The organism is Microbacterium sp. R86528 (genome assembly GCF_044596335.1).
GTDB classification, from domain to species: Bacteria; Actinomycetota; Actinomycetes; order Actinomycetales; family Microbacteriaceae; genus Microbacterium; species Microbacterium marmarense.
On sequence record NZ_CP138996.1, the window covers coordinates 1292936 to 1318009 of the forward strand.

Annotated in this window: 22 protein-coding genes; 9 read left to right on the top strand and 13 right to left on the bottom strand. The window is 64.0% G+C overall.

From position 1 onward, the window contains the following. Positions 1-360 precede the first annotated feature (360 nt). On the top strand, positions 361-1779 hold the full coding sequence (locus SJY18_RS06200) for a dihydrolipoyl dehydrogenase family protein (protein ID WP_396668737.1): 1419 nt from the start codon (positions 361-363) through the stop codon (positions 1777-1779). Here the strand turns inward: SJY18_RS06200 and SJY18_RS06205 are convergent. The 5 genes from SJY18_RS06205 to SJY18_RS06225 all read right to left on the bottom strand — a co-directional run bounded on the left by SJY18_RS06205 (position 1776) and on the right by SJY18_RS06225 (position 7418). Then, a complete protein-coding gene (locus SJY18_RS06205) occupies positions 1776-2285 on the bottom strand; it encodes a methylated-DNA--[protein]-cysteine S-methyltransferase (RefSeq protein ID WP_396668738.1) in 510 nt (169 codons plus the stop codon). The genes SJY18_RS06200 and SJY18_RS06205 overlap by 4 nt on opposite strands. Beyond that, complete coding sequence (locus SJY18_RS06210; RefSeq protein ID WP_396668889.1) at positions 2282-3787, bottom strand: DNA-3-methyladenine glycosylase 2 family protein; 1506 nt, start codon at positions 3785-3787, stop codon at positions 2282-2284. Before SJY18_RS06210 ends, SJY18_RS06205 begins: the two co-directional genes overlap by 4 nt. 114 nt (positions 3788-3901) lie before the next feature. After that, on the bottom strand, positions 3902-5506 hold the full coding sequence (gene purH / locus SJY18_RS06215; RefSeq protein WP_396668739.1) for a bifunctional phosphoribosylaminoimidazolecarboxamide formyltransferase/IMP cyclohydrolase: 1605 nt from the start codon (positions 5504-5506) through the stop codon (positions 3902-3904). Between the two features lie 30 nt (positions 5507-5536). Beyond that, on the bottom strand, positions 5537-6136 hold the full coding sequence (gene purN, locus SJY18_RS06220) for a phosphoribosylglycinamide formyltransferase (RefSeq protein ID WP_337338578.1): 600 nt from the start codon (positions 6134-6136) through the stop codon (positions 5537-5539). Between the two features lie 4 nt (positions 6137-6140). Then, on the bottom strand, positions 6141-7418 hold the full coding sequence (locus tag SJY18_RS06225) for a DUF6350 family protein (protein WP_396668740.1): 1278 nt from the start codon (positions 7416-7418) through the stop codon (positions 6141-6143). A 51-nt stretch (positions 7419-7469) separates the two neighbouring features. On the opposite strand from SJY18_RS06225, the gene SJY18_RS06230 reads away from it, so the two are divergent. Then, positions 7470-8945 (top strand): NCS2 family permease, encoded by a 1476-nt coding sequence (locus SJY18_RS06230; protein WP_396668741.1) that lies wholly within the window; start codon positions 7470-7472, stop codon positions 8943-8945. 5 nt (positions 8946-8950) lie between these two features. On the opposite strand, the gene SJY18_RS06235 is transcribed toward SJY18_RS06230, so the two are convergent. The 3 genes from SJY18_RS06235 to sucC form a co-directional block, all read right to left on the bottom strand. Next, a complete protein-coding gene (locus SJY18_RS06235) occupies positions 8951-9391 on the bottom strand; it encodes a nitroreductase family deazaflavin-dependent oxidoreductase (protein WP_337338575.1) in 441 nt (146 codons plus the stop codon). A gap of 93 nt (positions 9392-9484) precedes the next feature. After that, positions 9485-10387 carry a succinate--CoA ligase subunit alpha gene (gene sucD / locus SJY18_RS06240; RefSeq protein WP_337338574.1) on the bottom strand — a complete coding sequence of 301 codons (903 nt, stop codon included), beginning with the start codon at positions 10385-10387 and terminating at the stop codon, positions 9485-9487. A 30-nt stretch (positions 10388-10417) separates the two neighbouring features. Continuing rightward, positions 10418-11581 (bottom strand): ADP-forming succinate--CoA ligase subunit beta, encoded by a 1164-nt coding sequence (gene sucC, locus SJY18_RS06245; RefSeq protein WP_396668742.1) that lies wholly within the window; start codon positions 11579-11581, stop codon positions 10418-10420. 163 nt (positions 11582-11744) lie between these two features. On the opposite strand from sucC, the gene SJY18_RS06250 reads away from it, so the two are divergent. From SJY18_RS06250 to SJY18_RS06260, 3 genes are all read left to right on the top strand, one after another. Next, entirely contained in the window at positions 11745-12419 is a 675-nt protein-coding gene (locus SJY18_RS06250; RefSeq protein WP_396668743.1) for a TetR family transcriptional regulator, read from the top strand. Between the two features lie 143 nt (positions 12420-12562). Then, complete coding sequence (locus SJY18_RS06255) at positions 12563-13597, top strand: phosphotransferase family protein (protein ID WP_396668744.1); 1035 nt, start codon at positions 12563-12565, stop codon at positions 13595-13597. Further along, complete coding sequence (locus tag SJY18_RS06260) at positions 13597-14811, top strand: acyl-CoA dehydrogenase family protein (RefSeq protein ID WP_396668745.1); 1215 nt, start codon at positions 13597-13599, stop codon at positions 14809-14811. The genes SJY18_RS06255 and SJY18_RS06260 overlap by 1 nt, the downstream gene beginning before the upstream one ends. A 44-nt stretch (positions 14812-14855) precedes the next feature. Here the strand turns inward: SJY18_RS06260 and SJY18_RS06265 are convergent, their stop codons facing one another. After that, entirely contained in the window at positions 14856-15440 is a 585-nt protein-coding gene (locus tag SJY18_RS06265; protein WP_396668746.1) for a TetR/AcrR family transcriptional regulator, read from the bottom strand. A 27-nt stretch (positions 15441-15467) separates the two neighbouring features. Beyond that, entirely contained in the window at positions 15468-16238 is a 771-nt protein-coding gene (locus SJY18_RS06270; protein WP_396668747.1) for an SDR family oxidoreductase, read from the bottom strand. 157 nt (positions 16239-16395) lie between these two features. Here SJY18_RS06270 and SJY18_RS06275 point away from each other — a divergent pair, with 157 nt between their 5' ends. Beyond that, on the top strand, positions 16396-17571 hold the full coding sequence (locus SJY18_RS06275) for an AI-2E family transporter (protein WP_396668748.1): 1176 nt from the start codon (positions 16396-16398) through the stop codon (positions 17569-17571). 51 nt (positions 17572-17622) lie between these two features. Next, complete coding sequence (locus SJY18_RS06280; protein WP_396668749.1) at positions 17623-18666, top strand: ATP-dependent DNA ligase; 1044 nt, start codon at positions 17623-17625, stop codon at positions 18664-18666. A 17-nt stretch (positions 18667-18683) separates the two neighbouring features. Here the strand turns inward: SJY18_RS06280 and ligD are convergent, their stop codons facing one another. The 3 genes from ligD to SJY18_RS06295 form a co-directional block, all read right to left on the bottom strand. Then, on the bottom strand, positions 18684-19709 hold the full coding sequence (ligD, locus tag SJY18_RS06285; protein WP_396668750.1) for a non-homologous end-joining DNA ligase: 1026 nt from the start codon (positions 19707-19709) through the stop codon (positions 18684-18686). A 47-nt stretch (positions 19710-19756) separates the two neighbouring features. Then, the gene (locus SJY18_RS06290; protein WP_396668751.1) at positions 19757-20884 is read right to left on the bottom strand and encodes an SseB family protein; all 1128 of its coding nucleotides are present in this window, start codon (positions 20882-20884) and stop codon (positions 19757-19759) included. A gap of 89 nt (positions 20885-20973) precedes the next feature. Beyond that, the gene (locus SJY18_RS06295) at positions 20974-23457 is read right to left on the bottom strand and encodes an ATP-dependent helicase (RefSeq protein WP_396668752.1); all 2484 of its coding nucleotides are present in this window, start codon (positions 23455-23457) and stop codon (positions 20974-20976) included. A 111-nt stretch (positions 23458-23568) separates the two neighbouring features. On the opposite strand from SJY18_RS06295, the gene SJY18_RS06300 reads away from it, so the two are divergent. Beyond that, positions 23569-23961 carry a YccF domain-containing protein gene (locus SJY18_RS06300; RefSeq protein ID WP_337338562.1) on the top strand — a complete coding sequence of 131 codons (393 nt, stop codon included), beginning with the start codon at positions 23569-23571 and terminating at the stop codon, positions 23959-23961. Positions 23962-24065: 104 nt separating this feature from the next. Beyond that, on the top strand, positions 24066-25073 hold the full coding sequence (locus tag SJY18_RS06305) for a LamG-like jellyroll fold domain-containing protein (RefSeq protein WP_396668753.1): 1008 nt from the start codon (positions 24066-24068) through the stop codon (positions 25071-25073). Position 25074 lies beyond the last annotated feature (1 nt).

Sequence of the window (25074 nt, forward strand, 5' to 3'; positions counted from 1 at the left end):
TCCTTGTGGGAGCTGAGATGACGAATGCGATGCGTGCTGACCGAGTTTCGGCCAGAGCGCGATGGCGCAACGGACGTTGCGAGAGAAGAACGCTCAGTTGACCGGCGGTGAGCGCCGGGCGGTGAGTGCCGGATCGAGGGGTGAGCTACCGACGACGACGCGGCGTCAGCAGTCCGGGCGCACCGAGGATGGCTGCGGTCTTCGCGAAAATAGCGACCTGGTTCATGACATCCTCCTGAGGGTGGGCGTGGACGGGGCTGCGCGCGAACGCGACAGCCCTCCAGAGTAGGCCCGAGAGCTCCACGAAAGCAAGGTCTGATTTTTCGCCACGACAGTGCGCTGTGGGCATACGGTGAAGAGATGGGTGAACTCGAGTACGACCTCATCGTTATCGGAGCAGGCGCGGTGGGCGAGAACGTCGCGGGACGCGCGGTGGAGCGCGGGTTGCGAACCGTGATCGTTGAAGCGGAACTTGTCGGCGGTGAGTGCTCGTACTGGGCGTGCATGCCGTCGAAGGCACTGCTGCGAAGCGCGGCAGCCCTGCGCGCGGTGAGCGACCTCGACGGCGCGAAACAGGCCGTCACCGGAGCCCTCGATGCGGCAGGTGTGTTGCGGCGACGCGACGCGATGACCCACGAGTGGGACGACTCTTCGCAAGTGAAGTGGCTCGACGGCGCGGGCATCGATCTCGTACGCGGACACGCTGAATTCACTGGCGAAAAGCGCGTGCGGGTGACTGCCGACGACGGCACCGTCACCGCTCTGGTCGCGCGATACGCCGTCGCGGTTTCTACCGGATCAGCGGCGCTGTTGCCCGATGTTCCGGGGTTGAAAGAGATCGAGCCGTGGACGAGCCGCGAGGCGACGAGCGCTCAGCAGATTCCGAACTCGCTGGCGGTGATCGGCGGCGGAGTGGTCGCGGTTGAGATGGCAACCGCCTACGCCAGCCTCGGGACCGCGGTTACGATGATCGTTCGATCTGAACTGCTCGGCGGCATGGAACCGTTTGCAGGCGAGATGGTTGAAGCGTCCCTCAAGAAAATGGGCGTCACCGTTCGCGCAGGCGTCTCTGCTACCGCCGCCGTGCGCGAGGGCGATTCCGCGACGCTGACGCTTTCTGATGGCAGCGCGGTGAGCGCAGAGCAGGTTCTCGTCGCAACTGGCCGCACTCCTCGCACTGGCGACCTCGGTTTGGAGAACATCGGCCTCACCGCTGGCGACTGGTTGAGCGTCGACGACACAATGCTGGTTCACGGCACCGATTGGCTCTATGCCGTCGGCGATGTGAACCACCGAGCACTGCTCACCCACCAGGGCAAGTACCAGGCGAGGGCTGCAGGAGATGTCATCGCAGCGAGAGCGCAGGGCGAATCGGTAGACGATCAACCGTGGGGCGCTCATGTCGCAACAGCAGATCACTCCCACGTTCCCCAGGTGACCTTCAGCGATCCTGAAGTCGCTTCGGTCGGCCTGACCGAAGCCGCCGCGCGAAAGGCCGGGCGCAGCATTCGTGTTCTCGACTACAACCTGGCGTGGGTGGCCGGCGCCAGCACGTACTCCGACAACTACGAGGGGATGGCGCGAGCGATCGTTGACGAAGACCGCGGCGTGATCATCGGCGCAACGTTCGTCGGTGCCGACGTCGCCGAGTTGCTGCACTCCGCAACGGTCGCCATCGTGGGCGAGGTTCCCATCTCTCGCCTGTGGCACGCGGTGCCCGCATATCCGACGATCAGCGAAGTCTGGCTGCGCTGGCTCGAGGCATACGGTCGCCCCTAGCCGACCAGCGAGCGGCCGCTTTCACGATCGAGAAGGGCCTGCTTGACCTGCACACCCCACGCGAACCCGCCGAGCGCTCCCCCGGTGCGAAGCACACGGTGACAGGGCACAAACAAGGCGGGAGCATTCTTGGCACAGATGGATGCTGCCGCTCGCACCGCGCTCGGGCTGCCGAGCGCGGCGGCGAACTCCGCATAGGTCAACGGCTGCCCCGGGGTGATCTCGCGAAGCGCCGCCCAGCCAGCGCGCTGCATATCGGTGCCGGTCTGCGACACCGCAACCGATTCGATGGCAGTGAGGTCACCGCCGTAGTACGCGGCGACGGCCGATGCAGCATCCGTTTCTCCCTCGACCAGCTCCGTTGGTCGAGCCGATGGCGCGAGCCGCGCGAGAAGAGCTTCGACGTCAGCGGTCCAGCCCGAAGCGATGACCGCCGCGTCAGCATCCGCGATGATCGTGAACGGTCCATCTGGAGTGTCGATCGTCTGCCGGGTTGCGGTAGTCATGCGGACTCCTTGATCAATTGCGGTTGAAGGTTCGGCTTTTTGCGTGTGGGACGCAGCGGGGCGTTGCGCCAGAGATGCGCGGTCAGATAGCTGCGCCAGGGCGCCGTTCGCGCAGCCCAGGCCTCGAACGGCTTTGGCTCGGCAGGAATGCCACACGCGGCAGCGCCCGCTCGAACAGCAACGTCTCCGGGTAGCGTCACATCGGGATCGCCCAATACGCGCATGCGCACGTAGTCGGCTGTCCACGGTCCGATGCCCGGCATCGCGAGCAACGCTGCGCGCTGGTCAGCGCCGTCATCACCCGTGGTGAGCGTGAGCGTGCCATCGGCGAGTGCGGCCGCCGCCCCGGTAACGGCACGAATCCGGGCCGCCGGCCCGCGCAGCACCTCGTGCCCGTGTTCGGCGATCGCCGCCATCGTGGGAAACAGCCGAGTGTTCCCAAACCCGTCATCGATGCGTTCTCCCAACGCGTAGGTGAGTGCTGTCAACGCGGTGGTTGCGGCAGCCACCGTGATCTGTTGTCCGATCATCGCCCGGATCAGCATCTCGTGCGGATCCGCCGCTCCCGGAACACGAATGCCGGGCACTCGCGAGACCGCGGTAGTGAGTTCGGGATGCTGCGCCAATGCGGCATCAATCGCGATCGGGTCAGCATCCAGGTCGCACAGGCGACGGGCGCGCGTGACGATCACCGGCAGATCCTTGAGCTGCGTGACTCTCGCGCGCAGGCGCACTCGCTGCTCTGAATCGACGCGAATCTCAAACCACGCGGGCCCTGACGCAAGCCGCAGCGTGCGTGAGAAGGAAGTGGCCGTTGATGTCTCAACGCCACGCACCGCGCGCGCCGACATCCACGCGAAGATTCCGCTTGAATCGAGCGGTCCCCGGTGTGCCAGCGCAAGATCAATGGTGCCGGGCGCCATCTCTTGTGCGGCAGTCTGCCGACGCGAGCGCCGAGCGCGCAACTCGCTGGGCGTCATGCCGAACACCTCACGCACGGTGTCGTTGAACTGCCGCACGCTCGCAAATCCCGCAGAAAACGCAACGTCAGCGGTAGGCAGATCAGTGCCGACCAGCAGCAACCGGGCCGTGTGAGCGCGGTGCGCGCGGGCAAGAGCAAGCGGGCCGGCGCCGAGCTCTGTCGTCAGCAGCCGGGTGAGGTGGCGTGACGAATAGCCGAGGCGGTTTGCGAGACCGGGCACCCCCTCACGCTCCACCACCCCGTCCGCGATGAGCCGCATCGCACGCCCGGCAGTATCGCCTCGCAGATTCCACTGTGGCGAGCCCGGCGCTGCTTCGGGGAGGCAGCGCTTGCAAGCCCGATATCCGGCCTCATGGGCCGCCGCGCTGGTGGGATAGAACGACACGTTTGACGGCTTCGGCGTGCGCGCCGGGCAACTCGGGCGGCAGTAGATGCCGGTCGAACTCACCGCCGTGACGAACTGCCCGTCGAAGCGAGTATCGCGCGCGTCAATCGCGCGGTACCGCTCATCAAACGTCATGCTCGGGATGCTCACGTGTCTAGCCTGACACGAGCACGCCGCGTGCACTCGCGGAAATCGGACATTGCGGTTGCGCGAGTCTGGCGCGCGGCCGCGCAACCGCGCCGTGATGGATCAGTGGAAGAAGTGACGCTCTCCGGTGAAGAACATCGTCACACCGGCCGCCTTCGCGGCATCCACTACCTCTGCATCACGAACAGATCCGCCCGGCTGAATGATCGTCTTGATGCCGGCGTCGATAAGCACCTGGGGGCCATCGGCGAAGGGGAAGAAAGCGTCGGATGCTGCAACCGAGCCCGCCGCACGCTCACCCGCTCGCTCGACGGCCAGGCGACACGAGTCGACACGATTCACCTGACCCATGCCGATTCCGACGGTGGCCGAACCGTGGGCGAGCACGATGGCGTTCGACTTGACCGCACGGCACGACTTCCACGCGAAGATGAGGTTGGTCATGTCTTCTTCGGATGGCCGTTCGCCCGAGACGAGCTCCCAGTCTTTGGCAACCGATTCGATGTCGTCGGGAAAGCGGTCTGCGTCTTGCAGCAGCAGGCCACCAGAAACCAGGCGCACATCCATGCGCTCCTGCTGCCAGTCCGTGGGCAGCTGCAACACGCGCAGGTTCTTTTTGAGCTTGAACACCTCGAGTGCTTCAGGCGCGAAGTCTGGCGCAACAATCACCTCGGTGAAGATGTCACGCAGATTCTCTGCCATTTTCAACGTCACCGTTCGGTTCGCCGCGATGACGCCGCCGAAAGCCGATACCGGGTCGCACTCGTGGGCGCGAAGGTGCGCGCTGGCGATCGGGTCGAGAGCGTTCGGGGCCGATACCGCGATGCCACAGGGGTTCGCGTGCTTGATGATCGCGACGGCGGGCTTGACCATGTCGAATGCGGCGCGAAGGGCGGCATCTGCATCGACGTAGTTGTTGTACGACATGCTCTTGCCCTGCAACTGCGTGGCCTGGGCGATGCCGTGGCCACCCACGCGCGAGTAGATCGCGGCGCGCTGGTGAGAGTTTTCGCCGTAGCGAAGGGTCTCGAGCCGTTCGGCCTTGATGGTGAGGTGCTGGGGAAGACCTTCGCCTTCGAGCGTCTCTTCGGCGAACCACGTTGAAACGGCACTGTCGTATTCGGCCGTGTGCGAGAAAGCACGCGCAGCAAGGTCGCGGCGCTGCGTGAGCGTGGTGCCGCCCGCCGACACTGCCTCGATGATCGCGGGGTACGACTCGGGCGAGACCACGATGGCCACGTTCGCGAAGTTCTTGGCCGAGGCACGCACCATCGCGGGCCCGCCGATGTCAATCTGCTCAACAACGTCGTCGCCCTGCGCGCCCGAGCGCACGGTCTCAACGAACGGGTACAGATTGACGACCACCAGCTCGAACGGCGCGATGCCCAGCTCGTTCAGCTGCGCTTCATGGTCTTCGAGGCGCAGGTCTGCCAGCAGCCCCGCGTGCACAGCCGGGTGCAGTGTCTTCACCCTTCCGCCCAGCGACTCGGGAAAGCCCGTGACACTCGCGACGTCGGTCACGTCGTAGCCAGCCTCGCGAATGGTCGCGGCGGTCGAGCCGGTCGAGACGATCTCTACCCCCGCCTCAGCGAGCGCCTTTGCGAGGGGAAGAAGGTTCGTCTTGTCACTGACCGAGACCAGTGCGCGAGAGATACGCACGGCATCACGGTGGCGGTAAAGGGCTGGGTCGTGGCTCGGGCCGGCCATATAGGTCTCCTCAGGGTTGACGAGTGGAAATCAGGAGTGGTTGGTCGAAGCGGTGGCGAGATCTAGGTCACCGGTGGCCACACGACGAACAACATCAATCAGCAGTCGGCGCTCAACAGGCTTGATGCGTTCGTGCAGCGCGTGCTCATCATCGCCACGAAGAACGGGAACACGTTCCTGCGCGAGAATCGGTCCCGAATCGACGCCGTTGTCAACGACGATCACGCTGGCTCCGGTCTGCGATACTTCCGCTGCCAAGGCATCGCGCACGCCGTGGGCACCGGGAAACTCGGGAAGGTATGCCGGGTGGGTGTTGATGATGCGTGGCGACCATTCATCCACCAACGAAGACGGCAGCAAGCGCATGAGCCCGCTCAGCACAACAAGATCAGGCTGCCAGACCTTGAGCTGCTCACCGAGCTCTCTTCCCCACGCTTCGCGTGAGTCAAACTGCACCCACGGTACGAAGAACGTCGGAATGCCGTACGCCTCGGCATGTGCGAAACCTGGCGCCTCGCGGTCGGCGCCGACAGCAACCACTCTTGCGGGAAAATCGGGGTCGGCGGCTTCATCGAGCAGGGCGCGAAGGTTCGACCCTGTGCCCGAGATAAGAACGGCGACCGTGAGCACGGCTTCAGTCTAGCGGCGCGGTGAGTTGCGCTTCATTCCAGGGCAGGTCATCGGTGGCTTCGCGGCGAGGTGACAACAGCAGAATGCTCACACCCAGCGCGACCTCCAGTCCGATCGCAAGGGCAACGGGCCCGACTTCGGGACCAAGCTGAGCCAGAGCGCCCGGCCCGAATGATCCCGACGCCGCCGCCGCCAGTGCTGCGCAGCTAGCCGCCGACAGCACCGCAATACCGCCAGCGATCGCCAACCGCGGGCCCATCTGCTCACGCGAAGGTTCCCCCGCATGATTGAAGCTGTCGTGCGCCACGACCAGCCGAGACCGCGCGAGCCATCCGGCAAAGACACCGAACCCGACCGGGATCAGAGCCAGTAGCAGCAGCCAGCCCGAGACCTCGTCGGGCAGCACCCCGAAGAGCGGGACCCCGGGCACGATTCCCGACGTCACTCCCGCTGGCGCGACGACAAAGCCCACGCCGAGGGTGATGCCGGGACCCGCGATGAAGGCGATCGCCCAGACGATCAGCGTCGGCAGATACGCGAACTGCGCGAGAGTCAGCATGACTGCGCCCAGAGCGTCGACGTTGCTTGACTGGTAAAGGGCGACGATCTCGCCCGCTCGAAGAGTCAGTGCGACAGCGGTCAGCACCGCTCCGGCGCCGACCAAACCCACGATAACGACCGCGGTGCCGCGCACGATCAGGCCGGGAACCTGCGCCCACTCTTCGCCGCTGCGCGCACACGATTCGCGCACTGATGCAATCGCACCGTTGCCGGCGTCGCGCCACTCTGTCGCGATCGCGCCAGCAACAGCGGGCAGCGCGAACAGCAGCGTAGGAAACAGCACTGCCTGCCATACCTCGACACCGGCAGTGTCATTCACCGACGTCAGTGCGATCACGCTGGCGAGCGCGGCAACGGCAACGCTGCCACTGCTGACACCGGTGATCCACGCTTCTGCGTTCGATGCGCGCACTCCCGAGCGGACAGCGAAGACCACAACGAAGGCGGCAAAGGCGAGCGGTGCGAGCGACAGGGTGAACGAGGCTGCTGCAGCATCGATGCCGGTGGCAGTCAAGTACTCAGCAGGCAGTTGGATGCTGAGCGGTGCCAGCATCGCGAACTGCCAGATCGACGCGGTCGCAGGCCAAAGCGCTGCCCAGTCGGCACCCGGTAGGGCCACGACCCACAGCACCGTGAGCGGTGCCAGTATCGCCGCAATGCCAACGGCCACCGCGATGGTGGCATCAACGGCGGCGAGGAGGAGGACGATCAGTCGATTCATGCCTCAACGACCCTACCTCTGCCGCTATGGTCATCTTCGGAGGTCCACACAATGAGCAACACCGCGTCGCCCGTCCCCGTCGAAGAAGCCACACCTGCAAAGGGTGGTCTGGATCGATTCTTTGAGATCAGTGCACGTGGCTCGCGCGTCTCAAACGAGATGCGCGGCGGGCTGGTCACCTTCGTCGCGATGGCGTACATCGTCGTGCTCAACCCGATAATTCTCTCGGGCAGCCCCGACGTCGACGGCAACAGCCTTGAATTCACCCAGGTGGCCGCAGTCACCGCGTTCACTGCCGGAGCAATGACCATTCTGTTCAGCCTGGTCGCTCGGCTGCCCTTCGCGTTCGCTGCGGGGCTCGGCATCAACTCGTTTCTGGCGGTGTCGGTCGTCGGGCAAGTGACGTGGCCCGAGGCCATGGGCCTGGTTGTCGTCAACGGACTGCTGATTGTGCTCCTCGCGGCTACCGGCCTTCGAACCCTGATCTTCAACGCGGTGCCCATGCAGCTGAAGACAGCCATCACCGTGGGCATTGGCCTGTTCATCGCCTTCATCGGGTTCGTCGATGCGGGCTTTGTGACATCAACCGGCGTGGCCTCTCCCCCGGTCGGACTGGGGATCGACGGGTCGGTCGCGACCGTCCCCACCCTGTTGTTCATTGTGACTCTCCTGCTATCCGGGGTACTCCTTGCCCTCAAGGTGCGAGGAGCGCTGCTAATCGGTCTCGCTACCGGCACCGTGTTGTCGGTGATTGTCGAAGCAATCTGGAACATCGGGCCCAAGTTCGGTGCCGACGGCGCCGTCAACCCCGGCGGCTGGGGTCTCACCGTTCCCGAACTGCCGTCACAGTTGATCGCGCTGCCCGACCTGAGCCTGATCGGTCAGTTCGACATCGTGGGGGCGTTCAGCCGTATCGGCGCGCTCGCGGCGGTCATGCTCGTCTTCACCCTGCTGTTCACGAACTTCTTCGACGCGATGGGCACTTTCACCGGACTCTCACGCGAAGCCGAACTCGCCGACGCAAAGGGCAACTTTCCCCGCCTGCGGGCAGCCCTCATCGTCGAGGGAGTCGGCGCCGTCGCCGGTGGCGCCACCTCATCGAGTTCGAACACCGTGTTCATCGAGTCTGGAGCGGGAATCGGCGAAGGAGCACGTACCGGGCTTGCCAGTCTTGTAACGGGCGGGCTTTTCCTGCTTGCCATGTTCTTCACCCCGTTGACCGCCATGGTGCCCTCAGAGATCGCGGCCGCAGCTCTCGTGCTGGTCGGGGCGATGATGATGAGTCAGATTCGTCACGTCGATCTCACCGACATGACGGTGACCATTCCCGTCTTTCTCACGATTTCTGTGATGCCATTCACCTATTCGATTGCGAACGGCATCGGCGCCGGGTTCATCGCCGGGGTGGTCCTGCAGACCTTCGCCGGCAAGGCCAAGCGCGTGCACCCCTTGCTATGGATCGTGGCGGCCGGTTTTGTGGTCTACTTCGCCCGCGGCCCGATCGAATCCGCGATGGGGATCATCTAGACCGACTACGCGTCGCGCGGCTCGAGCACGAAGACAGCAATCTGTCGATCCGTCTTCGCCTGGTACTCGTCGTAGTCAGGCCAGACCGCAGTAGCGCGCTGCCACCACAGCGAACGCTCATCGCCCTCGAGCTCTCGCGCTGTGTAGTCCCGGCGATCAGCGCCGTCTTGCAGTTCTACATGCGGTTGCTTGCGCATGTTTCCGCCCCATGCCGGCTCTTTGGGCGCCCCGCCCATCGAGGCGACCACGGCGTACTGACCCTCATGCTCAACGCGCATCAGCGCGGTCTTACGCAGTGCACCGCTCTTGGCACCGACGGTGGTCAGAACGATGATGGGCACACCACGCATGGTGTTGGCTTCTGTGCCACCCGATGCTTCGAATTTCTCGGCCTGGGTGCGAGCCCATTCAGATGTGGACGGCTTGTATTCTCCGGTCAGCGGCATGTCTTCATGTTAGTTGCGACGAGGGTCGCAGCGGCTGCCTCAACAGAAAAGAGGGGCGGATGCCGCCGCATCCACCCCTCTTTCTGTTTGCGGCTAGAGACCCGCGATGATTTCGCGCATGAGGTCGGCGGTCTCAGACGGCGTCTTGCCGACCTTGACGCCCGCAGCTTCCAGCGCTTCTTTCTTCGCCTGCGCAGTTCCCGCTGAGCCAGACACGATGGCGCCAGCGTGGCCCATGGTCTTGCCCTCGGGGGCGGTGAAGCCAGCGACGTAGCCGACGACAGGCTTGGTGACGTTCGCCTTGATGAAGTCAGCGGCACGCTCTTCGGCGTCGCCACCGATCTCACCGATCATGACGATGGCCTTGGTGTCGGGGTCGGCCTCGAACGCAGCGAGTGCGTCGATGTGCGTGGTGCCGATAACCGGATCGCCGCCGATGCCGATTGCGGTCGAGAAGCCGATCTCGCGCAGTTCGTACATCATCTGGTAGGTCAGGGTGCCCGACTTCGACACGAGGCCGATCGGGCCGGTGCCGGCGATGTTGGCCGGGGTGATGCCTACGAGCGACTCACCGGGGGTGATGATGCCGGGGCAGTTCGGCCCGATGATGCGGGTCGTGTTGCCCTTGCTCTGCGCGTACGCCCATGCCTCAGCGGTGTCACCGACGGGAACGCCTTCGGTAATGACCACGAGCAGACCGATCTCGGCGTCAATAGCCTCGACCATCGCGTCTTTGGTGAAGGCCGGGGGCACGAACGCGATCGATACGTCGGCACCTGTCGCCGCCATCGCCTCGGCGACAGAGGCGAACACCGGAAGTTCGACGCTCGAGCCGTCGGCTGCGATGTGCGACACCGTGGTGCCTGCCTTGCGCGCGTTCACTCCGCCGACGACGTTGGTGCCCGCCTTCAGCATGAGTGCCGTGTGCTTGGTGCCTTCGCCGCCGGTGATGCCCTGGACGATGACCTTGGAGTCCTTGTTGAGGAAGATCGACATTTCTCTACAGTCCTTGTTTCTCGCGGGCGATCAGGCGTGGGCCAGTTCGGCGGCCTTGTCGGCACCCTCATCCATGGTCGAAGCCAGGGTGACGAGGGGGTGGTTGGCGTTGCTGAGGATCGCGCGACCCTCTTCAACCTTGTTGCCGTCGAGGCGCACAACCAGGGGCTTCGATGCGGCGTCGCCGAGCGTCTCGAGGGCGCCGACAATACCGTTGGCGACAGCGTCACATGCGGTGATGCCACCGAAGACGTTGACGAAAACGCTCTTTACCTGCGGGTCGCCGAGAATGACGTCAAGACCGGCAGCCATGACTGCCGCCGATGCGCCGCCGCCGATGTCGAGGAAGTTGGCGGGCTTCACGCCGCCGTGCTTCTCGCCGGCATATGCGACAACGTCGAGAGTCGACATCACGAGGCCTGCTCCGTTGCCGATAACTCCGACTTCGCCGTCGAGCTTGACGTAGTTGAGGTCGTTCGCCTTAGCCTTCGCCTCGAGGGGGTCAGCAGCATCTTTGTCTTCGAGGGCTTCGTGCTCGGAGTGCCGGAAGCCAGCGTTCTCGTCGATCGATACCTTGCCGTCGAGTGCGATGACTTCGCCCTCTTCGGTCAGCACGAGGGGGTTGACCTCGACGAGCGTGGCGTCTTCGCCCTTGTAGACGTTGTAGAGCTTGACGAAGACGTCGCTGACCTTGTCAACGAGGTCAGTGTCGAAGCCTGCGGCCTCGGCGATTTCGACGGCCTTCTGCTTGTCGATCCCCGCATTCGGGTTCACCTCGATGCGAGCAAGCGCCTCCGGACGCTCGACGGCGAGAACTTCGATCTCAACGCCGCCCTCGACGCTGCACAGCGACAGGTAAGAGCGGTTCGCTCGATCAAGCAACACCGAGAAGTAGTACTCCTTGGCGATGCGGGCGCCCTGAGCGACCATTACTCGCTTGACGACGTGGCCCTTGATGTCGAGGCCAAAGATCGCTTGTGCGGCTTCATAGGCTTCATCGGGGGTCTTGGCGACCTTCACGCCACCGGCCTTGCCGCGGCCGCCGGCCTTGACCTGCGCCTTGACGACGACAACTCCGCCGATCTTCTCGGCCGCTGCCCGCACCTCCTCCGGCGTATCCGCGACGATACCGGCGAGAACCGGCACCTCGTACTTCTCGAAAAGGTCTCGTGCCTGGTACTCGTACAGATCCACAGTGCATTCCTTCGCTGGGGGCGATGTGGTGGTGGGTGACGCAAAAACGTCTTGATGTCGAGAGAAATCTCAACCGACACCCAAGCCTACTACCGCTGAGGAAGTGCTCATGACGACGGGTGTTGCGCCGCGGTTCGCCACCCGATCGGTAGGCTCAACTGCCATGAGCGAACCATCCACTTCATCTGCCGCACGCACACCCGTTGTCGCGGCGGCACTGGAGTTGTTCGCAACCCAAGGCTTCGACCAGACCTCGGTCGAGCAGATCGCCGCGGCCGCTGGGGTCTCTCGGTCGACCTTCTTCAGACAGTTCGGCGGCAAAGACGACGTGATCTTCGCCGATCACGAGGTGGTTCTCGACCAGTTGCGCGCTTTTCTTGCCGGCAAGCACGACAACCCGTGGGTCGCGGTGCGAGAAGCGTCGCTGCGGGTTTACCAGCATTTCGCCGCCGACCCCGAGCTCGCGCGGCGTCGCTACACAGTAGTGCGAGAAGTGCCGGCACTTCGTGAGCGCGAGATCGTGACGATAGTGCGGTACGAACGGCTGTTCGATCAGTATCTGCGCAATGCGCTGCCGGGAATCGACCCCCTTGACGCTGTGGGGTTCGCGGCGCTAGTCACTGCCATTCACAACCACGTGCTGCGCCAGCTTCTTCGCGGCGACAAACATGTGCCGGTGTCGGTGCTGCGCCGAGCACTCGACGACGCCATGCTGCGATTTGGCGTCGCCGACACAGACGCCAGCGCGCCGGATGATCTCGTCGTCGCGACCTTTCCGCGCACGATGCCCACGGCCGAGGTCGCACGTCGCCTGCGAGAGCAGCTCGACGCCGAGTAGAGCGTTGCCGTCGGCTGCGCGATCCCGCCGCGTAGCGCCTGCGCGCTCGTGCGCGACCCGGTCCTCACTCCTGGTTCGCAAACCGACCATCCGGTATGCTTGTGCGGGCACCCAGCGTCGGGATGCAAGAGAGGCAGTCGCACATGACCGAGGTTCCTGGACTGAACGTGTCGGGGTTTGCCGCGTGGCTGGCCAAAACGCACCCCGACCTCGCGGGCGACGAACTCACCGCCACCGTCATCGCGGGCGGTCGCAGCAATCTCACGTACGCGGTTGAGGGCGCGGCCATCCCCCTGATCGTGCGACGCCCGCCACTCGGCCACGTGCTCTCGAGCGCTCACGATATGCGCCGCGAACATCGGGTGATCTCTGCCCTCGCCGGCACCGCTGTTCCCGTCCCGACGGCGATCGACGTCGTCGACGACACCGACGAACATCTCGTGACGAGCACCACGTTCTTCGTCATGCAGCGCGCGCCTGGTCGAGTGCTCGCGCACCCCGCACAGAACGCCAACTACTCCCCCGCGGGTCTTCGCTCGCTCAGCATCGAGCTCATCGGTGATCTCGCCGACCTGCACGCTGTCGATCCGACATCTGTCGGCCTCGGCGACTTCGGCCGGCCGGATGGGTACCTTCAGCGTCAGCTTTCGACCTGGCGACGGCAGCTCGCTGCATCCCGATCACGAGGCACCGCCGAGCTCGATGCATTGCAGGCCTCGCTCGCCACCGACATCCCCGTTGCCACCCGCGCGTCGATCGTTCATGGCGACTATCGCCTCGACAACGCCCTCGTCGTCGGCGAGGGTGACGCTCCACGCATCTCAGTCATCCTCGACTGGGAGATGGCCACGCTCGGCGACCCGTTCGTCGATCTGGGCATCTTCGCGCTCTACTGGGAGATTGCCGATCTGCCCGATACCGGCGGCACTGTGCCCAGCGCAGTCGATAGCGCTGCGGGCTACCCCTCGTTCGAGGAGCTCGTCGAGGTCTACGCGGCGCGGGCCGGCATCGGCATTCCCGATCTTCGCTGGTACCGCGCTTTCGCGGCATACAAGCTCGCCGTGATTCTTGAGGGCATCCACTTTCGCTACCAAGCCGGCGACACCGTCGGCGAAGGCTTCGACCGCATCGGCGCGCTCGTGGCACCACTCGCATCCAAAGGACTGGAGGTTCGCTGATGGACTTCGCGCCCGACGCTCTTACCGAAGAGATCACCGCCAGAGCCCGCGCATTCGTCGATCAACACGTGATCCCCGCCGAGCTGACCCTCAAAGAACAGCTCGCGGCAAGCCCACAGGAATGGTCTACCCGCCCGATCGTGCGCGATCTGCAGCAGAAAGCTCGCGCTGAGGGGCTGTGGAACCTGTTCCTGCCGGGCGATCCGGCAGCGACGGGGGCTGCCGGCTTGACCAACCTGCAGTACGCACCGGTTGCAGAGGTGACCGGGTGGAGCCCGCAGCTTGCGCCCGCCGCTTTCAACTGCGCAGCTCCCGACACCGGCAACATGGAAGTGCTGAGCCAGTTCGGCACCGACGCTCAGAAGCAGCAGTGGCTCGCGCCGCTATTGCGCGCCGAGATCCGCTCGTCGTTCTGCATGACCGAGCCCGATGTCGCCTCTTCAGACGCAACGAACATCGGCACCCGCATTCGCCGCGACGGCGACTCGTATGTGATCTCGGGCCGCAAATGGTGGTCGACGGGGGCGATGAACCCTGACGCTGCGATCTTCATCGTGATGGGAAAGACAGATCCGGATGCTGACCGCCACCGACAGCAGTCGATGATCCTCGTTCCCAGAGACACACCCGGGGTGCGCATCGTGAGGCCGCTCTCCGTCTTCGGCTACGACGATCGCGATCATGGTGGACACGCCGAGGTGGCGTTCGACGACGTGAGGGTGCCGGCTGGCAACATCATCGGCGAAGAGGGCGGCGGGTTCGCTATCGCACAGGCGCGGCTTGGACCCGGCCGCATCCACCACTGCATGAGGGCGCTTGGCATGGGCGAGCGAGCACTTTCGCTGATGACCCGCCGCGCCAACGAACGGCATGCGTTCGGGCGTTCTCTCGCCGAGCAGGGTGTGGTGCGCGAGTGGGCGGCCGAATCACGCATTCAACTCGAAGCGCTGCGGCTGCTTGTGCTCAAGACTGCGTGGCTCATGGACACCGTCGGCAATCGCAAAGCGATGACCGAGATTCAGTCGATCAAGATCGCTGTTCCCGTCGCTGTGCAGACGATCATCGACCGCGCCATTCAAGTGCACGGTGGAGCGGGCGTCTCTTCAGATACTCCCCTGGCCGAACTGTATGCCGGGATTCGCTCGTTGCGCATCGCTGACGGACCCGACGAGGTGCATCTCGCGACCCTCGGCCGAAACGAACTGCGCCGCTGAACGCGGTCGCCGGTTGCGGACGCCGTCGCCGGGTGCCGAGTGCGCTAGGTCGCAGCCGGACTCAGGCTGGCGAGAAATAGATCTGTCAGCTCGCGCGCGACCAGCGACTTGCTTTCTGCACCATCGGGCGAATACCACTGCGAAAGGTAGTGCACGTCGCTGAAGAAATGGGCCGCGAGCACCGCGAGCGGAATGTCGGTGCGGTAGCGCCCCTCTGCCTGGCCACGCGCGATAAGACCCGCGAATTCGTCGTGATACTCGCGTCGGCGCAGCGTGACCTCACGTTGACGCTCGGTCGATAGCATGTGCACGCTACGAAAGAAGACTGTTGCTTCAGCCAAGTGGTCGATCGAAGACTCGATCACATCGATGCAGACGGCCCGAAGCACGTCTTCAACAAGACCCTCGCGGGCGATGATCTCGTCGAGGCGAGCCTTCTGCATCGAGAGCAGTGAATCGTAGATGCCGAACAGCAGATCATCTTTCGACTCAAAGTAGTGATACATCGCGCCCTTGGTGACGCCGGCGGCCTCGACAATCTGCTGAACGCTCGTGTTCGCATACCCGCGAGTGGAAAAGAGGTCGACGGCGGCGCGCTTGACGTCGACCGCGACATGGGAATCCTTCATACCCTCATCTTTCACCCGTTTCACGGATCACAAGAACGGACGAATGCCCGCGCCGCCGTCAATCGGCAAGGTGTGACCGGTGATCCACGCCGCATCGTCGGAGAGCAGAAACGCCACCGGCCCTGCGACATCGGCGGTCTCGCCCAAGCGACCCAACGGGTACGCGGCGGATGCCTCTGCTTCTCGACCTTCATAGAGCGCCCGAGCGAAGTCTGTCTTGATGACTGCAGGAGCCACCGCGTTCACGCGAATTGCCGGGGCGAGCTCAAATGCGAGCTGCATAGTCATATTGATGACGGCCGCCTTCGAGATTCCGTAGAACGCAATGCCGGGGCTCGCGCCGAGTCCCGCTACCGAAGCGAGGTTGACCACTGACTTCGAGAGCCCGCCGGTCACTGCCGCCCGCGTCCATTCGAGCCCAGCGATGACGTTCACCTCGAGAATCTTGCGGGCAGCCGCAGCATCCACATCGACAATGGGGCCATAGACCGGGTTGATTCCCGCGTTGTTGACGAGGTGGTCGAGCCGACCGTGTTTTTGAGTCACATGGGCGAAGACATCGGCGCGGTGTTCGGCGTCGTCGACTCGTCCGGCGATTCCCACAGCGGCGTCCCCTAGCTGTGCGACAGCAGCGTCGAGTGAGTCCTGTTTGCGCCCGGTGATGACCACCGAGCCGCCCTCATCGACCAGCCGTTGTGCGATCGCGAGACCGATGCCACGACTTGCGCCGGTGATCACGCTGACCGTGCCTTCGAATCGGCGAACGGTTTCGAGCCCAGGCTTGGGGGAACTCTGCATAGCGGTGGCGCCTCCTTGCGACATACCGGCTGGTCGGTTTCGTCACTTTAGCATGCGACAGCGCTGGATCGGCAGCAAATGCAGCGCCAGAGTACACGGCTACCCCGACCGCTGACCACACTCTGCAGATCCTCTTCTCGCGCATTACTCTCGCTCTATGGGCCTCTTCCGCCGTACACCAAAGACCGTTCGTCTTGAGTCCGACGCACCCCCGGGGGAGTTGGGGGACGTCGAGCCGAAGGCGACGCATGTTCCGTGGAGCCTGTGGACCGACGGTTTCGGTCGGCTCAGCGTTCGCGCGCTGCAGATCATCGTTGTCGTCGTCGTCGTGGCTGCGATTGTGATCGGCTTGCAGCAGGTCACTCTTGTGACCATCCCGCTCGCACTTTCACTGATTCTTGCCAGCGCGTTCGCGCCCCTCATGGCGTTTCTCACTCGACGCGGAATGCCGCGGCTTCCCGCAACGATCTTGACGATGCTGAGCATCGTGATCGTGCTCGGTCTGCTCGGCTGGTTGATCGTCTGGGCCGTGCGCGATCAGTGGGACGAACTCTCTGAGCAGGCTCAGGCGGGCTTCCAAGACGTGCTCGCCTGGGTGCAGACTCTCCCGTTCGAATTCCTCACTGCCGAACAGATCGACGAGTGGACTGCCACTGTGCTCGACTTCGTCACCAGCGCGCAGTTTGGCTCCGGTGCCATCGCGGGCGTGAGCGCGGTGGCGAGCTTCGCCACCGGCTTCATTCTGATGGTGACGATTCTGTTCTTCTTCTTGAAGGACGGCGGCATCATGTGGGAGTTCATCCTTCGTCCATTCCGCGGCACGAACTACCAGCGAGCTCGCCGCATCGGCGACAAGACCGTGACCGTGCTGGGCTCGTACGTGCGAGGCACGGCAACCGTTGCCCTGGCCGACTCCATCGGTATTCTGATCGGCTTGCTCATCTTGCAGGTTCCGCTGGCGCTCCCCCTGGCTGTCTTGGTCTTCGTGCTCGCCTTCATCCCGTTCGTCGGCGCCACGCTGGCCGGCACCCTGGCAGCCCTCGTGGCCCTGGTCTCGAACGGCTGGGTCAACGCGCTCTTCGTGATCGGAGTTGTCGTGCTGGTGAACCAGCTCGAAGGCAATTTCTTGCAACCGGTGCTGATGGGCCGCACCATGAAGTTGCACGCCTTCGTGATTCTGGTGGCTCTGACGGTCGGCACCGTGGTCGGCGGCATCCTCGGCGCGATTCTCGCCGTGCCCATCACCGCGGCGGCGTGGGGCGTCGTGCAAGTGTGGGATGGCCCGCATCTGCCGGCACGCTGGGCGCGCAAGAAAGATCGAATAGCCACGTAGGTCGACGAACCGAACCTGTTGCGCAACGGCGCGGAACGACAAGATGGTCTCATGCCATACGAGATTCCCGCACCGATGCTCGCGAAGGCGGTACCGGCTATTCCTGATCCCGCGAAGACCCCCGGCGGGTTGAGCTTCGAGCCGAAGTGGGATGGGTTTCGGGCCCTCATCTCGTGGGACGGCGAGACCGTTGAGATCGCCAGCCGCGGCGCAAAGCCGCTGACGCGCTACTTTCCCGAGCTCGTGGGCGCTCTCTCGCAGATTCTGCCAGAACCGTGTCTGATCGATGGCGAGATCGTCGTGCCGATCGGTGCCGCTGGATCGCAGAAGCTCGATTGGGAGTCGCTGAGTCAGCGCATCCATCCCGCAGCGTCGCGCATCACCAGGTTGAGCGAAGAGACGCCCGCTATGTTCATCGCCTTTGACCTTCTCGCGCGGGGTGACCGCGACCTGCAGAACGAGCCCTTCACCGCGCGCCGAAGCCAGCTTGTGGATCTGCTCGGTGCCGTGCCCCACCCGCTGCATGTCACTCGCACCACCGACAACCCCGCTATCGCGACGCAGTGGCTTGAGCAGTTCGAGGGCGCAGGCCTTGACGGGGTGATCGCGAAACCACTCACCCTGCCATACGCCCCGGGCAAGCGCACCATGCTGAAGATCAAGCACCACCGCACAGCCGACGTCGTCGCATTCGGATACCGGGTGCACAAGTCTGGTCGGGGCGTGGGGTCGCTGTTGGTGGGCCTCTACGACGAAGACGGCACGCTGGTGCCGGTGGGTGGGGTCTCTGCCTTCAGCGACAAGCGCCGGCTCGAGCTGATCGATGAGCTTGAGCCGTTGGTTGATCGGGATGCTGAGGGTGAGGCAGCGAAAGGAGCAACCGATCGTTCGCGATTCAGTGGCTCGAAAGATGTCACCTTCGTGCAGCTACGGCCGGAGCGAGTGCTCGAAGTGCGCTACGACCAGCTAGAGGGCCGCCGGTTCAGGCACACCGTGCAGTTCGAGCGGTGGCGTCCGGATCGCGACGCCCGCTCGTGCACCTACGAGCAGCTGGACCGCGTTGCCGCCTACGATCTGGGCGATGTGCTCTACTGAGCACCGCGTCGCCGCGTTCAGCCGTCAGCTTTCTTTGCTCGGCTAGGTTGCACCCGCGGGGGTTCGCCGGGCATCTTCGGAAACTCCGGGGGAAAGGCCAACTCGCCCAGGCCGTCATCGAGATCGCGCTGCCACCACTCCAGCAGAGTGTCGATGCGCCCAGGGTTCGCTGGCATCGCGGCCCAAGGGTCACCGACCTCTGCGAGACGCGCCGGCACCGAGCGCACGGTCAAGCTCGCCGGGTCGATGTCGAAAAGCTCATCCCAGCTCAATGGTGTTGACACGGTTGCCCCCGCCAGCGCCCGCGGGCTGTATGCGCCCGCCATCGTGCGGTCGCGGTTGGCTTGGTTGAAGTCGACGAAGACTCGCTCGCCTCGCTCTTCTTTCCACCAGTTCATGGTGACTTTGTCGGGCATTCGGCGCTCGAGTTCGCGGCCGGCCGCGATTACCGCGTGGCGAACGTCGAGAAACTCGTGGCTGGGCTCGATGGGGCAGAAAATGTGGATGCCGCGGTTGCCGCTCGTCTTGACGAAGGCATCGAGGCCCGCCTCGGCCAGCACCTCGCGCAGCGCAGGAGCCACCGCTGCCGCATCCGAGAAGTCAGTTCCGGGTTGGGGATCGAGATCGATGCGCAATTCCACCGGGTTGTCGGTGTTCGTGGCCAGCGATGCCCAAGGATGAAAGACAATCGTGTTCATCTGCGCAGCCCAGACGACCGCCGCCGTTTCGGTGAGCACTAACTGCGGGTGCCTTCGGCCGCTGTTGTATTTGACCGTCACCGACTCGATGAAGTCTGGGGCACCCTTGGGAGGATTCTTCGAGTAGAAACGCTCGCCATCGACACCGCCAGGAAACCGCTCCAACGACACCGGCCGGTTGCCGTTGGCGCTGAGGAAGGGCTCGCTGACGGCGATGAGATACTCAGCGAGCTCGTGTTTGGTGATGCCGAGTTCGGGCCACAGCACTCGATTCGGGCTCGACAACCCCACTTTGCGGTCACCGTCGGGCCCGGCGATTGTCAACGTCGTTCGCTCGGAAGCCATGTCTCGACTTTAGGGCCGATGCTCGACCGGGTGTGAGTGATATTCGGTCAGTCCTCGACGGTCAGCAACGGCGCGAGCTCGTCTCGTGTCACGCGAATCCACGGCCCCGCCGGGTCCACAACGATTCCTGAGAGACCTTGGTCACCCTGAATCGCTTTGGCCAACTGTGCTGTCGTGATCTTCGCTGACTTGTCTCCACGGCCCACGGCGGCAACCTCGAGCGGGTGCGAGTACACCTCGAGGTAGCGCGAGCCATCCTCAGAACGCCCCTCGGCAACGCCGGGTCGATCGTCTGCCGTCGTGCCGATCGCAACCCACAGCGGCGCCTCGCCGAGCGCTGCCACGACCGCAGCACCCGTCTCGTCGGTGCGCTCAGCGGCCAGCAGAGTTTTGAGCGCGAGCTTGGGGTCCATCTGCGCAGTGACCTTCTCGAGCAGCTCGCGAGGCAGGGTGACACGCGCCTGACCCGAGGCATGGTCGATGATCACACCCGCATAGGTGCCCGACAGCACGTGCCGAATGACGCCCAGCACTGGCTGACCCATCGCCGACGTCGCGGTGTCGCCATCGGCGCGCACGCTTTCTTGGAGCGCCGCACCGCTGCTGTATGCGAGGGCGTAGTTCTTCTCACCGATGGTGGCCATTGCGAGCGGCAGCGGCTTGCCTTCAGCGATGAGCGCGCGGGCATCGCCTTTCACACGCAGGTAGAGGTGTCCTTGAAGCATCTGCCGTACGACGTTGAGAACTTCGGTGGCGGTGGCTGGTGCACTGACCTGAGCGAGCGCGGCGCGAACGAGAACATTGTCGCGCAACCCCGGAATCGACTCGTTTGGCGGCGGTGCGGTTTCGGGCGCAGACGGGCGTGGTGCGGCCTGCGGCTGCGCGGCGGCGGCATCTTGTTCAGCAGGCGCGGCAGCCTTGGTAGCACCGAATCCACCGAACGAAGACATAGAAATACCGACCGATGCGGTGGGCTCACCGATGTCTGTGCTCACCTCGTCGCCGGAGGCATCGGTGCCAGCGGCGGCTGCCTCTGCACCCGCTTCGGGTGCGTCGGTCGCTTCACCTGTTGCTGGTTCTTCGGCTGAACTATTCGCGTCTTCGACGCCATTCACTTCGGGTTCAGCATTGGTCTGGTCAGCGGAGTCCTTGGGACGGCGCGAGAAGAGTGCCATAGTTTGAGCCTACGCGCACGACAACGAGTTCGCACTGCGCTTGCGATCCTGACGTCTTCGTGTGACGAGCATGGTGGTGCGGCCGGGCGCTACAGCTTTTCGATTGGTGCGATCTTGATCAGCAGTTTCTTGGGTCCGGCCTTGTCGAATCGCACGTGCGCGACGCGCTTGGCGCCCTCACCCGTGACGGCGTCGACGCGACCCTCACCGAAGTCTTCGTGGCGAATGCGGTCACCCGAGCCGAGCACCATATCGCCGTTGTCTCGCACCTTCGCGGGAATGCGGTTGGCGAACTTCTCGATGCCCGGGCTGGGTGAACGTTTCGGCAACGGCACGAGGTCGTCGCCATAGCGGCCGCCACCGCCGCCCGAACCGCCGAAGCCGCCACCGGGGCGACGGGCGTTGAGTGCGCGAGACTGCGTTCCGCCGCGCGAGTTCACGTCGCCTGGTGACTGGCGCCAGTGCAGCAGTTCAGCCGGAATCTCTTGCAGAAAACGGCTTGGCATCGCTACGGTCACTTCACCGAACTGTGCCCTCGTCATCGCGAGCGACAAATACAGACGCTTGCGCGCACGCGTGATGCCGACATAGAAGAGGCGGCGTTCCTCTTGCGGCCCGCCCGGCTCACCTGCCGAGATGCGGTGCGGAATGAGGTCTTCTTCGACGCCCGTGACGAACACGGCGTCGTATTCCAACCCCTTGGCGGTGTGCAGCGTCATGAGCGACACCGTGCCCGACGCGTCTTCGAGGTCATCGGTGTCGGCGACGAGCGCAACCTCAGAGAGGAAGTCGATCACAGTGCCCTCGGGGTTGTTGCGTGCGAATTCACGCGCCACCGCCACGAGCTCGTCGAGGTTTTCAACACGCGCCTCGTCTTGCGCGTCTTTCGTGGCACGCAGCGCATCGGTATAGCCGCTCTTTGCGAGCAAGAGTTGCAACCCGGCGGCCACTGCCGTCGGCGGGGCAAGTTCGCCCGAGGCGGGAAGCATGAGCGCGGCGGCTTCGGCCAGCACCTCGTCGAGATGTGCGATCGCCTTCTGAATCTTCGGTCCTACACCGAGAGAGGCGGAATTGGCGAGGGCGTCGCGGAACGTGATCTGCTGTTCTGCCGCGAACCTCGCGATGGTCTCGACCGTGACGTCGCCGATACCGCGCCGAGGTCGGTTGATGATACGCCGCATCGCCATCTCGTCAGCGGGGTTTGCCACGGCAACCAGATACGCCATCGCGTCTTTGATCTCAGCGCGGTCGTAGAACTTCGTGCCGCCCATGATCTTGTACGGCAACGCCGAACGGATGAAGATCTCTTCAATCGCACGTGACTGCGAATTCGTGCGATAGAACACGGCAATCTCGGAATAGTCCACACCGGCGCGGTGGATGCGATCAATCTCGTCGGCGATGAACTGCGCCTCGTCATGCTGCGAATAGCCGGTGAAGCCGATGATCTTCTCACCCTCACCGACGTCGGTCCACAGCTTCTTGTCTTTTCGATCGAAGTTGTGGCCGATGACGGCGTTCGCCGCCGAGAGAATGTTCTGGGTGGAGCGATAGTTCTGCTCGAGAAGCACGACCTTGGCGCCCGGGTAGTCACGTTCGAATTCGCTGATGTTGCGAATATCAGCGCCACGGAACGCATAGATCGACTGGTCAGAGTCGCCCACGACAGTGAGCGATGCGCCCGCCGTGTCGGGGCTCGCGGCTGGTTCTGGCTCGAAGATCATCATGCCGCTGGAGTGCTCGGTGGGCGCAGCATCAGAGCCGACCGGTCGCGTCAGCTCGTGAATCAGGGCGTACTGCGCGTGGTTGGTGTCTTGATACTCGTCAACCAGAATGTGCCGAAACCGCCGACGATAGACATCTGCCACGTGCGGAAAAGCGCGAAACAGATAGACAACCTGACCGATGAGATCGTCGAAGTCGAAGGCATTCGCCTTCTGCAGCTCGCGCTGGTACGCGGCGAAGACCTCGATGAAGATGCGCTCGGCGGGATCGCTCATATTCGCTTGTCGCGCATAAGAATCAGCATCCGCCAATTCATTCTTGAGCTTCGAGATACGCGACTGTGTGGCTGCGGGAGTCAACCCGTAGGCGTCGGCCTCGTGTTCTTTGACCAACCGCTTGAGCAGAGCCCGCGAATCGCCCGAGTCGTAGATCGTGAAGGCCTTCGTGAAACCGAACTGCTCAGCCTCACGGCGCAGAATGCGCACGCATGCCGAGTGGAAGGTCGAAATCCACATGCCACGGGCCGAATCGCCCACCAGCTGTTCGACTCGTTCACGCATCTCGCCAGCGGCCTTATTGGTGAAGGTGATCGCCAGAATCTGGCTGGGCCAGGCCTCACGGCTGTAGAGAAGCGATGCCACCCGGCGCGTGAGCACGCTGGTCTTACCCGAACCGGCACCGGCGACGATCAGCAGGGCAGGCCCGCGATAGGTGACCGCTTCACGCTGAGGATCATTCAGCCCGGCAAGCAAATCGTCGTCTCGACGACCGCCCGAGGCGCCGGCCGAGGGGTCGACAACGACAGGAACAGATGCCGCGCGAGAGGCGGCCGCAGAGGCGTCGGTCATAACCCGACAAGTCTAGGTGCCTGCCCTGACACTGCCCACGCCCGCGGCCTGACGGTTGGCGCTTCCCGCACCGCCACTGAACACACAGGGTTTTCCTGAGAGAATCGACCCGTGCGCACACTCCTCAATGTCATCTGGCTCGTTCTGTCGGGTTTCTGGATGTTCCTCGGCTACATGCTCGCGGGCGTGGTGCTCTGCATTCTGATCCTGACCATTCCGTGGGGCATCGCATCGTTCCGCATCGGCGTGTATGCGCTCTGGCCATTCGGACAGACCGTCGTGTCGAAGCCGACCGCTGGCGTTGGCTCGTTCTTGGGCAACGTGGTGTGGATCATCCTCGCGGGCTGGTGGCTCGCTCTCGGACACATCACCACCGGAATCGCCATGTGCATCACGATCATCGGCATTCCGCTGGGCATCGCGAGCTTCAAGATGGTGCCGGTGTCGCTCGTGCCGCTCGGCAAAGAGATCGTGCCGAGCGATTCGATGCGCGCAGGCTACTAGCCGCCCACCACGGTAGGTCGCACACCGGTGAAGATCACTCCCCGGTAGTTTTCGTCACTCCAGCGAACGAGTTGCTCGAGTTCGGCGCTGCGCACGGGCATGTCGTGAGTATCGACCCAGGTTTCACCCGCGGCCACGGTCACCCAATCGAAGGCGTGCCGTGGTCGCGGTGGGATTACACCTCGTCACCAACCGCGCTTGGTATCTCGAACTTGCGCGAGTTCCAGTTCACCAGCATCCCGGCCGACACCCCTAAGGGCGACAAAACCAACTGGTCGGGCGAGATCCTTACCGGTTCATGGGCACACGTGGCGCTCGTGAATGACCCAGCGACGATGTCCACGACGATGTACGTCGACGGCGCACCTGTGCTGCGCAACGCCACCGACACCGCGGGCATGGCATTCAACTCAGACATGCCGTGGATTCTCGGTGCGGACTGGGTCGATGATGCGGCCACCGGTGGCTGGAACGGATGTATCGGCGAGACCCGCATCATCGATCGCCCGACGACTCCTGAGGAATGGCTGACACAGCGCGCTGACCTTAGCGACCTGACCGTCGGCACTGCTCCAGAAGGCATGCTTCAGGCGGACGTTGACTCAGTGCTCTTTGCGGGAACGGGTTTCCCGGGAGCCGACGTGACAGTCGCCGAATTGGTGGTGAGTTCGGGAATGTCAGTACGGTCAGCGGGCGATCTCAGCGGTGCTTCGACCGTGGTTGAGGCCGATGGCAGCTGGCAGATTGAAGTGACTTCCGGTCTGACCGCTGGCGAACACTCTGTCACGCTCACCCAGTCGTTGGGAAGCCGAGCGGCGCTTCCGACGATCGTGAACTTCGCGATCGCAGAACCAGCGACTGAGCCTGTCGATCCGGAGGCTCCGGTCGACCCGAGCGAACCGGTCACACCGACCGATCCTTCGGATCCTGCCGATGCTGGCGAGTCGCCAGATGACGCAGCCCAGGCCGACCCAGCCGCCGACAGCTCAGACGACCTCGCTGTCACGGGTACAGATGCCACAGTCTTTTGGACCATCGGTGCAATGGCAATGTCAGTGATCATTGCCGGAGCTGTTCTGTTGACTGTGATGCGCCGCCGAGCGCAGGTGTAGG